Source organism: Rhodococcus sp. 008 (assembly GCF_001682295.1).
Lineage (GTDB): Bacteria > Actinomycetota > Actinomycetes > Mycobacteriales > Mycobacteriaceae > Rhodococcus_F > Rhodococcus_F qingshengii.
In genome coordinates, this window is record NZ_CP012749.1 from 2,139,535 (window position 1) to 2,151,377 (window position 11,843).

The 11,843-nt window shown below is 62.7% G+C and carries 12 protein-coding genes; 6 read left to right on the forward strand and 6 right to left on the reverse strand.

Annotation, left to right across the window (positions count from 1 at the left end):
* Window positions 1-80: 80 nt before the first annotated feature.
* On the forward strand, window positions 81-1,442 hold the full coding sequence (locus AOT96_RS10085; RefSeq protein ID WP_065351665.1) for an HNH endonuclease signature motif containing protein: 1,362 nt from the start codon (window positions 81-83) through the stop codon (window positions 1,440-1,442).
* 49 nt (window positions 1,443-1,491) lie between these two features.
* Here AOT96_RS10085 and AOT96_RS10090 read toward each other — a convergent pair whose 3' ends face one another.
* Window positions 1,492-2,493, reverse strand: coding sequence for a PHP domain-containing protein (locus tag AOT96_RS10090; RefSeq protein WP_065351666.1), 1,002 nt, complete (start codon window positions 2,491-2,493; stop codon window positions 1,492-1,494).
* A gap of 60 nt (window positions 2,494-2,553) precedes the next feature.
* Here AOT96_RS10090 and AOT96_RS10095 point away from each other — a divergent pair, with 60 nt between their 5' ends.
* Both AOT96_RS10095 and AOT96_RS10100 read left to right on the forward strand, forming a co-directional pair.
* On the forward strand, window positions 2,554-2,964 hold the full coding sequence (locus AOT96_RS10095) for a TIGR03668 family PPOX class F420-dependent oxidoreductase (RefSeq protein ID WP_030537452.1): 411 nt from the start codon (window positions 2,554-2,556) through the stop codon (window positions 2,962-2,964).
* Window positions 2,965-3,108: 144 nt separating this feature from the next.
* The gene (locus AOT96_RS10100; RefSeq protein WP_007729041.1) at window positions 3,109-3,861 is read left to right on the forward strand and encodes a cyclase family protein; all 753 of its coding nucleotides are present in this window, start codon (window positions 3,109-3,111) and stop codon (window positions 3,859-3,861) included.
* Here the strand turns inward: AOT96_RS10100 and AOT96_RS10105 are convergent.
* The 4 genes from AOT96_RS10105 to AOT96_RS10120 all read right to left on the reverse strand — a co-directional run bounded on the left by AOT96_RS10105 (window position 3,850) and on the right by AOT96_RS10120 (window position 8,092).
* Entirely contained in the window at window positions 3,850-5,406 is a 1,557-nt protein-coding gene (locus AOT96_RS10105; RefSeq protein WP_007729043.1) for a GGDEF domain-containing protein, read from the reverse strand. The two genes, AOT96_RS10100 and AOT96_RS10105, sit on opposite strands and share 12 nt — an antisense overlap.
* 119 nt (window positions 5,407-5,525) lie before the next feature.
* Complete coding sequence (locus AOT96_RS10110) at window positions 5,526-6,434, reverse strand: metal ABC transporter permease (RefSeq protein ID WP_065351667.1); 909 nt, start codon at window positions 6,432-6,434, stop codon at window positions 5,526-5,528.
* A 3-nt stretch (window positions 6,435-6,437) separates the two neighbouring features.
* Entirely contained in the window at window positions 6,438-7,169 is a 732-nt protein-coding gene (locus tag AOT96_RS10115; RefSeq protein ID WP_003942501.1) for a metal ABC transporter ATP-binding protein, read from the reverse strand.
* On the reverse strand, window positions 7,166-8,092 hold the full coding sequence (locus AOT96_RS10120) for a metal ABC transporter substrate-binding protein (protein WP_007729050.1): 927 nt from the start codon (window positions 8,090-8,092) through the stop codon (window positions 7,166-7,168). Before AOT96_RS10120 ends, AOT96_RS10115 begins: the two co-directional genes overlap by 4 nt.
* 77 nt (window positions 8,093-8,169) lie before the next feature.
* Here AOT96_RS10120 and AOT96_RS10125 point away from each other — a divergent pair, with 77 nt between their 5' ends.
* The 3 genes from AOT96_RS10125 to AOT96_RS10135 all read left to right on the forward strand — a co-directional run bounded on the left by AOT96_RS10125 (window position 8,170) and on the right by AOT96_RS10135 (window position 10,796).
* Entirely contained in the window at window positions 8,170-8,847 is a 678-nt protein-coding gene (locus tag AOT96_RS10125) for an SDR family oxidoreductase (RefSeq protein ID WP_007729052.1), read from the forward strand.
* Between the two features lie 138 nt (window positions 8,848-8,985).
* Window positions 8,986-9,894 (forward strand): TIGR04222 domain-containing membrane protein, encoded by a 909-nt coding sequence (locus AOT96_RS10130; protein ID WP_065351668.1) that lies wholly within the window; start codon window positions 8,986-8,988, stop codon window positions 9,892-9,894.
* Window positions 9,891-10,796: a TIGR04222 domain-containing membrane protein gene (locus AOT96_RS10135; RefSeq protein ID WP_065351669.1), complete on the forward strand. Its 906-nt coding sequence runs from the start codon at window positions 9,891-9,893 to the stop codon at window positions 10,794-10,796. The genes AOT96_RS10130 and AOT96_RS10135 overlap by 4 nt, the downstream gene beginning before the upstream one ends.
* Here the strand turns inward: AOT96_RS10135 and AOT96_RS10140 are convergent.
* Complete coding sequence (locus tag AOT96_RS10140; protein WP_065351670.1) at window positions 10,728-11,831, reverse strand: Glu/Leu/Phe/Val dehydrogenase family protein; 1,104 nt, start codon at window positions 11,829-11,831, stop codon at window positions 10,728-10,730. The genes AOT96_RS10135 and AOT96_RS10140 overlap by 69 nt on opposite strands.
* Between the last annotated feature and the right edge of the window lie 12 nt (window positions 11,832-11,843).

Sequence of the window (11,843 nt, forward strand, 5' to 3'; positions counted from 1 at the left end):
GGGCCCACCTCACCTTCTCGAAAAAGCCCTTGACTCGAAAGTATGTTCGAGTATGATGGGAGGTGGAACGGGGGGTTCTCATGACGATCAACATCACCGACGATGCCGTCACCGACGTGGTCAACAACTCCGCCGTGGGTGTGCGCGGACGATTGTGGCGGCTTCACCCCAGCGACGTCCGCGAGATCGCCATCACCGCGTCAGCGGAAATCCTTCGCCTGGAAGCCATTCGAGTGGCCGCCGTCGACACCCTGACGTTGAACCCGGACGAACAAGTACTCTGCTACCGCGGCACCGGACAATGGCTCGCGAACCACACCATGCTGCAGATCTCCACCGGCAGAAGAATCGCAGCCCTGGGCAAAGCGCTACGGTCGTTTCCCGAGATCGAAGACCAATTCGATGCCGGTGACCTCACTTTCGAGCACGCAGCACTGATCGTGGCGTTCTGCGAATCCCCACCCAAGGCAATGCCCGACGCCGCACTACCGTACTGCCGCGACACACTCCTCGCCGCAGCATCGGGAACCGAAGCAACCACCGTCAAACTGCGCTACGCCATCAGCGTCCTCGAGCACATGTTCGAATCCGACGACCCACCACCAAGCGAAGACACCGACCGCAACGAACTGCGCATCTCCCCCACCCTCAACGGAAGAGTCGCCGTCCGAGGCGATTTCGACGGAGTGACCGGCGAAATGCTTCTCTCCGCCCTCTCCAACCTCTCCATGCCCACCCCCGCCGAAGACGGCACACCCGACAAACGACCCGCCGCCACACGCAACGCAGACGCCATGGCAGAACTCATCCGGCGCTACCTCGACAACGCTGCCACCGGCATCGACGGCGGCCAACGCCCACACCTGAACGTGCATATCAACGCCAAAGACCTGGCCTACCACCGTGAATGCGCCACAACGGGTGATGGCTCAACACCTGCCCCGTCCGAGGACGACGATCCCGGCATGCTCGATCTCGACTTTCACGATCTCGACAAACAAGATCTCGATGTCGGCCACATGCCCTGGATGGGACCACTGAGCGTCGGCCGCACCCGCATGATCGCCTGCGACTGCATGCTCTCCAGCGTCCTCCTCGACGAAAACGGTGCCTCACTCGACGTCACCCCACTCAAAAGGCTTGTCACCGCAGCACAACGCACCGCCCTGATCGCCCGCGACAAAGGCTGCGCCTTCCCCGGCTGCGACTGCGTCCCCGCCTGGACCGACGCCCACCACATCCAACACTGGGCCAAAGGAGGACCAACCGTCATGGACAACCTGGTCCTACTCTGCCGAACCCACCACACCCTGATGCACCGAAAACCCGGATTCACCGGCAAATGGGAAATCCGAATGGGCACCGATCACCTGCCCTGGTTCATCCCACCACCGGGCATCGACCCCGACCGGAAACCCCGCCGCTCCACCACACGACTCTGAACCCGGAGGTCACCGAGCACACGCCTCGGTGACCCATTCCGGCATGCTCTCAATTGCCCGCCCACTCCAGAAGGTTGTCGGCGGTCCAGGTATTGATCACCCGATCGGCTTCGACGCCGCACTTTTCGGCCCGGTCACAGCCGTAGCCCTGCCAAGCCAGCTGACCGGGGGCATGGGCGTCAGTGTCGATGGAGAAAAGACAATCGAGATCGCGGGCCAACTCGATCAGACGCGAAGGCGGGTCACGACGCTCCGGTCGGGAATTGATCTCAACGGCTGTGTCTGATTCGCGGCAGGCCTCGAACACTTTCTCCGCGTCGAACTGCGACTCGGGCCGGGTTCCGCGAGCACCCTCGACAAGACGCCCGGTGCAGTGTCCGAGAATATCGACACGCGGGTTTCGCACTGCAGCAAGCATTCTGCGGGTCATCGCCTCACGTTCGGACCGCAGCTTGGAGTGGACGCTCGCCACCACGATGTCGAGTTCGTCGAGCAGATCGGGATCCTGGTCGAGTGAACCGTCCTCGAGGATGTCCACCTCGATTCCCGTGAGAATGCGGAAGGGAGCCAATTCGGCATTCAACCCGGCTATCACGTCGAGTTGAGACCGTAGGCGCTCCGCGGACAGCCCGTTGGCAACTGTGAGGCGAGGCGAATGGTCGGTGAGGGCGCAGTAGTCATGGCCGAGTGCTGCTGCGCGTCGCATCATTTCTTCGATGGGGCTTCCACCATCGGACCAGTCGGAGTGGGTGTGGAGGTCGCCGCGCAGCGCTTGTCGCAATGGGCTGTCGCCGATGGGCTCAGCCTGCCCCCGCAGTTCCTCGAGATACTCGGGGATGCCGTCGTACGACTGAGCGATAATCGTCGCAGTCTTCGGCCCGATGCCGGTGAGGGCCTTCCAACTGTCGGCTTTCCGGCGAGACTCCTTCTGCTCGTCGGACAATCCTGAAAAGACCTCCGCAGCTCGGCGATAGGCCTTGACGCGGTGCGTTTCAGCGCGTGATCGTTCGAGCCAGTAGGCGATCTCCCGAAGCGCTTCATCCGGTTCCATGAGACCACTGTTCCGTCAGCAGCGGCTCGCGGCAACCCTTGATCCCCTTACGCTGTGAATATGGACGACCCGAGAGCACGATTTGAAGCCGCGCGGGTGGCTCACCTGGCAACGGCAGATGCGGCCGGCGTTCCGCACATCGTGCCGCTGGTATTCGTCTTGGTCGGCGGCACCGTCTATTCCTGTGTCGACCACAAACCGAAAACCACGACCGCTCTTCGCAGGCTCCGGAACATCACCGAGACGGGGCGCGCAAGCCTGCTGGTCGATCATTACGACGACGACTGGTCCGCGCTCTGGTGGGTCCGCGTCGACGGACATGCGGAGGTTCTCGACCCCGGCACCAAGGAGTCCGAGAGCGCGATCGATGCTTTGGCCGCAAAGTATCCGCAGTACGTAGATCACCGACCGCACGGACAGGTCATAGCTGTCCGCGATGTGGAGTGGTCGTCGTGGTCCGCAGCAGCCTAAGGTTCTGTCCTAGTGTTCAAGGAGCGAAAGTGATTGCAACACTCTCAATTCGGACAAATTGGTGGGGGATCGATGAAACGACGGCAGTTACTTCAGCGCGCAGCCACAGGTCTGGCGCTGGTAGCGGGACCTCAGGTGATCGACATGGGTAGCAGTTCCGGAAGCAGTCAAGACGCAACAAGCCCGTTGAACGAACAGTTGTCGGTTGTTTCGCTCTCACACGTGAACGACCCGGCGACGACGCCGGTTTTTCCAGGCGACCCCGAGTTCACTCTCGACACAGCGGCCACCATCGCAGACGACGGCTACTACCTCCAGTACGTCAAGGAAGGTGAGCACACGGGCACGCATTGGGGCGCACCCGCACACTTCCAGGAAGGCGGCCTCACAGCCGACCAACTCGATCCGGCGGACCTCTTCCTCCCCGCAGTGAAGATCGACATCCGGGACAAGGCTGCCGCCGATTCGGACTATGCGCTCACGGTCGCGGACCTGCAGGAATGGGAAACGCGCAACGGCAAGATCCCCGATGGAGCGGCCGTAGTTCTCTGGACCGGATGGGAATCGCGCTGGGGTAGCGAAGAATATGCCAACTCCGATGCCGAGGGCGTCACCCACCAGCCCGGCTTCTCGGTGGACGCGGCGCGGTGGCTGATAGACACCGGCCGTTTGGGCACCCGCGGAGCATTGGGAACCGACACGTTCGGTCCCGACCTCGGAAACGACGAAACCTACCCCGTCTCGACAATCCTGTACGACAAGCATCGAATCAGCCTGGAGAACTTGAACAATCTTGCCGCCCTGCCAACCACCGGGGCCAGCATCCTTGTCGGTGGTGCGATCAACAAAGCCGGATCGGGTTCACCGGCAACGATTTTCGCACTACTACGGCGATAACCATTTGCGGCGGTCGCCGTAGACAACGACAGCGCCCTTCCCACTTCTCTTCGCCTCGTACATCGCCGCATCGGCCTGGCGAAGAAGAGTGTGCGCGCTGAGCGGTTCGTCCCCGAACTCGAACTGCGCGGACTCGAAATGCGCGACACCAACGCTCGCACCCACCGACACCGATGTGTCTGCCGTCTGATCGGACCTGAGCGCGTCGACGATCCGGCGAGCCACGACGACGGCGTCGTCGATCGTGCCCTGCAGGAGCACTGTGAACTCGTCGCCACCGAATCGGGCGACAAACGCACCCTCGGGAACCGCTTCGCGCAGACGTGCTGTGAGAGCAACCAGTAACCGGTCGCCGGCCGGGTGCCCGTATCGATCGTTGATCTGTTTGAAGTCGTCCAGATCGACAAGCATCAGCACCCAATCGGAGTTCGTCTGGCGATAGTTTTCGATGGCGCTCGCAAAGTGTTCGTCGAACGCGGCCCGGTTTGCAAGCTCGGTGAGTGGGTCGTGATGTGCTCGGTACCTCAGCTCGTCCTGGGCAGCGGAGATCTGTTGGAGGAGCGCGTCGTTCTCGAGGAGCGTGAGTATTTGGCGCACCAGCGCGAGAACCAAAACGCCGACGCCGAGTATCACGACCACGGCATCGAGGTTGCCGACGATCAGCGCCTGAACAGTCACGATCGTCGCGATCACCGCGATCAACAGATACGGCAGCAGCAACTGAGTCCGATCGCTTCGCCACTGCTGTGGCGCGTTGCGGTTCCGAGGCTCGGTTCGCTTCGTCAGCGCCGCCAAGGCGATCAACGGCGGCCCCGCGATGAACCCGGCATCGGCGATCGTCGGCATACTCTCGGCGCCGATCGCCACCAAGTACGCGTACAGGCTGTCCGAAAGGGAGAGCATCACCAACCCGCACCCGAGGAACGTCAGCGGTTCACGGATCTCTGCTACGGCCTTCGGTCCGATGACCATCAGCAAGACCATGGCGATCAGAACGAAGTCGGTGATCGGATACATCACCGCGACAAGAAACCCGAGAGATCCCGTCGGACCGGTATGAACGACGGCGCCCAGGGCCGTCGTCCACGTGAGGATGAACAATCCACCGACAACGACAAGGCCGTCGAGCGTCAGCACGAGCCAGAGATGGATCGGACCGATCGCCTCACGCCGGGGCGACTGACGCACCAACGACAGAAGCGCCGGCACGGCGAACACCGGGAACATGAAGAAACCGATATCCGCGATCGACGGCGACGGAAGTGGAACGTGGAGAACCGAGCGGTAGAACGCCCAGAAGAACATCCCGAGAGTCCAGCCGGCCATACCCAGAGCCATCAGAGTTCGCCAACGACGCTCGACGCCGTGATAGCGCCGCGATGTCCACCAACAGACCGCAGTTGCGGTGGCTCCGCCGACGAGCTGGGCGATATCGTCCACCAGAACCGAAGTTCGTGGGCTGAGCAGCCCGGATCCGGCGAGAGCGATGACCGCGACAACGACGCCGAGAACCAGCCACGTGCGTCGCGCTCGGAACTGCGTCATCGAAGAACCCATCGGTGTTCAAGGCGCCACCACCGATCGTCTTGCAGCCGGCATCGTTGCGGCCGGAATGTTGTGGTGACGAATGCCCGTACGAACCTACCCGATTTGGTAGCGGATTGTTAACTGGACGAACGATCAGGAAGGCTCGTACGCCCCGCGGCGCTGTATTCCGCTCGGGTCCTACGCTGCTGCGAAGTCCATTTCGCGATCACCCCTTGCGAGGGGCTGAACAGGTACACCAGAGCGAACACGATGCCCTGCGTCATGACGACCATGCCACCGGAGGCCGTGTCGAGGTAGTAGCTGACGTAGATACCGGCAATCGCGCAGACTGCGGAAACGACGGGAGCTATCACCAGCATCCGCGAAAACTTGTCGGTGAGGAGGTAGGCCGTCGCGCCGGGGATGATCAGCATCGCCACCACCAGCACGACGCCGACGGCTTGCAACGCCACAACGGACGTGAGTGCGAGGACGCCGAGTAGCAGCGCACCCAGGCGCTTGGGCGAAAGACCTATCGCGTTCGCATGGATCGGGTCGAAGGCGAACAACGTCAGATCACGACGCTTGATCAACAGAATGCTCAACGCCAACGCGCCGAGTATCGCGACCTGCAGGAGATCTGACGAGCTCACCCCCAGCAGGTTGCCGAAAATGATGTGGTTGAGATCGGTCTGGCTGGGGGTCACCGAGATGAGAACCAAACCGAACGCAAAGAGAGTCGTGAAGACGATACCGATCGCGGCGTCTTCCTTGACGCGGCTGGTGTTACGGATCAGTCCGATCAGCGCTACGGCGATCAACCCGAAGATCAAGGCCCCGATCGCAAATGGAGCGCCGACGACGTAAGCGAGGACAACACCCGGCAGCACGGCGTGCGAGACGGCATCGCCCATCAACGACCACCCGATGAGCACCAACCAACAACTGAGCACCGCGCAGACAATCGCTGCCACAACCGCAACGGCCAACGCGCGCGCCATGAATCCGTACTGGAGAGGATCAAGTAGGAGTTCTACGAGGTTCATCGATCAGGTCCTGTCCATCACGTCGAGACCGAAAGCCAGGGCGAGGTTTTCCGGTTGCAGCACGGTGTCCGGGTCGGAATGCACCAGGACCTTGCGCATGAGCAGTACCGCCTCGTCGCAGAGTTTCGGCACAGCGTGGAGATCGTGGGTCGAGACCAAGATCGACCGGCCGTCGGAAGCCAACTCTCGTAGCAGCGTAGAAATCGTTGCCTCGGAACGCTTGTCGACGCCCGCAAACGGCTCGTCCAGCAACAGTATCGACGCGTCCTGCGCGATGCCGCGTGCGACGAACGCGCGCTTCTTCTGACCACCCGAGAGCTGACCGATCTGACGATCCGCAAATTCGGTGAGTTCCACCCGCTCGAGGGCCTCTGCCACCGCCTCGCGATCTGCACGCCGCGGACGTCGCAAGAATCCGAGGTGACCGTACCTGCCCATCATCACGACGTCACGGACGCTGATCGGGAAGGTCCAGTCGACGTCTTCACTCTGCGGCACGTATCCGACGCGGCCGCTCTTGCGCGCAGTGGCTGCGTCGAGACCGGCGATTCTGACAGAACCGTTGTCCGGCTTGATCATCCCCATGATCACTTTGAACAGAGTCGACTTTCCTGAACCGTTCATGCCGATCAGTCCGCAGACGCTACCCGAGTTCAACGTCAGATCGACGTGGTCCAGTGCGTGGACCTCGCCGTAGTGAACGCTGACGTTTTCGACGCGAATGGCTTCGTTCATGATTTACCGCCGGTCAGACCGCCGAGGATGACGTCGGTGTCGTGGCGAATCATGTCCAGGTAGGTGGGCACGGGACCGTCGGCTTCGGACAGCGAATCGACGTACAGCGTTCCGCCGAACTTCGCGCCGGTCGCCCCGACAACCTGCTGCATGGGGGCATCCGAGACCGTCGACTCGCAGAAGACGGCGGGAACGGAATTGGCTCGGACGAAGTCGATCGCGGCGATGATCTGCTGCGGCGTCGCCTGCTGCTCGGCATTGACCGGCCAGATGTACGCCTCGCTGAGTCCCGCGTCCCTGGCCAGATAGGAGAACGCACCCTCGCAACTGACAAGTGCGCGCTGACCTGCGGGCAATGCCGCCAGGCCACTGACCAGGCCGTCCTGCACTGCTTGCAGTTCCGTCTTGTACTTCGCGCCGTTCTCCGCAAATGCCGAGGCGTTGTCCGGGTCGAGGTCGCTGAAAGCAGTCACCATGTTGTCGACGTAGATCTGCGTATTCAACGGAGACATCCATGCATGCGGATTGGGCTTGCCCGCATACGCGTCGCCGGCGATCGGAATGCCTTCGACGCCGTCGCTGACCACGACGTGTGGCACGTCCAGTCCGTTGACGAATTTCGCGAACCACGCCTCGAGGTTCATGCCGTTGTCGAGGATCAGATCGGCTTCGCTCGCCCGCCGAATGTCTCCGGGCGTCGGCTCGTAGCCGTGAATTTCGGCCCCCGCCTTGGTGATCGACTCGACGCGAAGATGATCGCCGGCAACGTTCTGGGCGATGTCCGACAGCACGGTGAACGTGGTGAGCACCACCGGGCGGTCGTCGTCGGAGCCAGAACTCACCGCAGAACAGCTGGACAGAAGCAGGGCGGCGAGGGCGGCAATTCCCAGGCGGCGGAAGTTCTTCGCGTCGGGTGTCGTCATGGTCGAACTCTAATATGTGGGTAAACAAATACACAAGTTCGTCTGGCCGAACAATCCTCACTCGATAGGCTCGCACCATGCGTCCTACTGCCTTGATCACCGGTTCCAGTCGCGGCCTCGGAGCTGCCATCGCACGCGAACTGGCGCCGACACACGACCTGCTGCTCGGTGCACGATCCGCACAAGCCCTCGAGCCGATCTGCGCCGAACTGCCCGGATCGACGCCCCTACCCCTCGACCTCACGGACTACGACGCCGTCGCCGCCGCCGCCTCGTCCATCACGACGCTCGACGTGCTGGTACACAACGCCGGCGTGGCCGACATCGGAACCATCGAGGAATCCTCGGTCGATCAGTGGCGACGCACCCTCGAGGCAAACGTCATCGCCGTCGCCGAACTCACGCGTGTCCTCCTTCCTGCCCTCAGGGCAGCCGGTGGCCACGTCGTACTGATCAATTCGGGTGCCGGACTGCGCGCCAACGCCGGTTGGGGCTCGTATGCGGCCAGCAAGTTCGCCCTGCGCGCTTTCGGAGATGCGTTGCGCCTGGAAGAGCCGGCACTGCGGGTCACCTCCATTCACCCCGGACGGATCGACACCGACATGCAGCGCGACATCGTCGCGGGTGAGGGCGACGAGTACGACCCTGAGCGCTTCCTGAAAGCCTCCACTGTGGCGCGTGCCGTACTCACTGCCGTCGAAACACCGTCCGACGCACACCCCACGGAGATCGTGCTTCGACCTACCGGCCGGTAAATCCCCAGTTCGGCGGTAACGGAATGGTGACGATGGCCATCCGGATATCGCTTTTCCGGGCACTGGCCCGATACTGACATCAGTTGTCGGACAAAGAGACTGGACTTGTCTCAGGAGTTCATCGAGAGGTGGTGTGCGATGCATGATCATACGGATACATGGGGGATCCCCAGCCAGACTTTCCTTCAGTGGTACCTGGTGGCGGCTGCCGTCGCGATCGGACTCTCGCTGTACAGCCGAATGACTGCGCGCCGGTCACCGGTGGTCGTCGACGCTCTCCGTCGGCCGCTCACTCCTCCCGAGATCGGTGCCTTGACCAGTGACTACCAAGCGGTGCTGGCGTCGATGGCTATTCTGCGCAGCGCCGAGCTGATCAGCACCGAAGGCAAGACCAAGCTGGCACTCACTGCGGAGGACAAGAATCGTCTCGACTGGTTCACCCGTACGGTGCACAAGCGGCTCGGCAACGGAAAGGTCCCGCTGCGGCAGGTGCGTCTGATGGGACGGCTGAACGTCGCACTCGCACAACTACGTACGACGTTGATCGACGAGGGATATTTGCAACGCCAGCAGGACGGTCTGACCGCTGCCCTTCGGACCGTTCCGATCGTGGCGGTCATTGCTCTCGGCGTAGTCCGTCTCGTCGCCGGAATCGCCGGCGGTAAGCCGGTCGGGTTCCTGCTCCTCACCATCATCGTTCTCGCTCTGATGATTCCACTTCTTCGCATCAAGCGTCGTCGGACAGCTTTGGGAGACAGCGAGCTTCGACGCCTCAAGCACGAAAACTCGTACCTCTCACCGAAACTGCGGCCCGCGTACACGAGCTACGGTCCCTCGCTCGCCGGGCTGTCGGCGGCGCTCTTCGGTGCGGGCGCTCTGGTTCTGATCGATCCGGCGCTGGCGGGAGCGGTAGCTGCGGGCGCCGCGTACAGCCCGGGTGGCGGAAGTTCGAGCTACTACAGTTGTGGCTCCTCATCCGGATCATCCGGTTCGGACGGCGGTGGCGGCAGTGGGAGCAGTTGCGGCGGCGGGGGGTGTGGGGGATGAGCACGCATGCAGTCGACACTTGGGGGATCCCCAGCGAGGATTTCCTCTACGGCTACATAGCCGTTTCGGCCACGCTCATGGTTCTCACTCTGGGGTGGCGTCTGATGATCCAGGCACGCCGGCACGGGTACTCAACCGAGCACGGGTATTCCGCCGAGCAACTGACGCCTCCGGAAGTCGGAATGCTCACCGGCGAGTCACGCGCCATCGCAGCATCATTGGCAATCCTGCGTAGCGCTGACCTGATCACCACCGACGGCGCTGTCCTGCGCCCGTCGGGCCCTGGCGACGAGACCCTGGACTGGTACACCCTCACCGTGTACCAGCGCCTGGCCCAGCAGGCTCTACCCCATCGTCGGCGGCAACTCGCCGAGCGTATGACGGTGGAAACAGCTCGCCTACGAAACTCTTTGGCGGACCGGGGATACCTGACCTCCGACAGCGCCAGGCGTTCAATCTTTCTCTCCACAGTTCCGCTGAAGATCCTGGTGGCCGTGGGTATCGTCCGCATTGCTTTCGGACTGCACAACGACAAGCCCGTCGAGTTTCTGATTCTCGCCGTACTCGTCACCGGGTTCAGCATCCCGCTGCTCGGGCTCAACTTCGATCGAACCACCTCTGGCAAGGCGGCACGTTCGGAACTGACCACGGCACACGCCTACCTGTCCCCGCGCAACAAGCCTGCCTTCTCCGCCTACGGACCGCGTTTGGCGGGAATGTCCGCTGCTCTCTTCGCCGGTTCGGCGATGCTGATGATCAATCCCGCCTTGGCCTCCGCCGCCGGAATCGGTGCCGACGGCAGCGGAAGTAGCGGGGGTTCGGACGGTGGCGGTTCAGGCGGGGGAGGCAGCAGCTGCAGCGGGGGCGGCGGATGTGGCGGCGGCGGTGGATGCGGGGGATAGCCGCGCCCGGGCGAGCATAAGCGCTGCGGCCTCGGTAGTGATGCCACGTTCCTCGCTCAACGAGTACACCTCGTCCAAGGTTCGACCGATCCCGCGGGTTCGTTCGACGACGTCGTCTTCGTTCCACCCCAGGACTTCTCGCCCCACGAGGTGAAAGGCTCCGCCTGCGTTCGCGACGAAATCAGGGGCACAGAGAACCCCGCGGTCTCGCAGAACCTCACCGGCAGCGGCATCGGTCAAGATGTTGTTTGCTGCGCCCGCCACGGCCAGAGTCGGAATCGACGCAGCCGCAGCGAAATCGATGATGCCTCCCATCGCGCAGGGGGCAAAGAGGTCACACGGTGTTCGGAGGACCTCGCCGGCAGGAACGACCGTGTGCCCCGCGAGAGAAGCCGCCTCGAGGCGCTGCGGGTCCGTATCGGCAACCAGCAGACGTGCGCCAGCCTGCGCTGCGAGACGGACGACGTCGCCGCCGACGGCGCCGAGCCCCTGTACCAGTACCGTTCGGCCGTCGAGTGTTCCGAGTCCTCGGCGACGCGCCGTGGCCTTCATCGCTTCGAACACACCCAGAGCGGTGGCGTGCGCGCTGGAACCGGCGCCACCGTTGTCAACCGAACGCCCGAAGACGTATCTGGTGGTGCGACTGAGCTGATCCATGTCGGAAGAGTTGGTGTTGACGTCGGGACCGGTCCAGTAGTTTCCTTCGAGCTTGTCGATGTTCTCGGCGTGGATGCCGAGGATACGAGACCAGGTTGCGGCGTCGATCTGATTGCGCGGTGCTGGCAGTGCGATCACCGACTTCCCGCCACCCATCGGCAGGTCGGAGACAGCCATCTTCAAAGTCATTGCACCGGCGAGCTTCCCGGCGTCCGCGAGAGCGTGGCCGATCGAGGGATAGTGAGCGGCCCGCGTGCCACCCGACGCCGGTCCCAGACGGGTGGAGTCGATTCGAATCACGAAAGTCGTGCCGGTCTCCCGATCATGGCGAGTGACGGTCAGTTCACCGTCCCAGCGCAGTTCGTCGTCGATACTCATTGAATCTCCTTT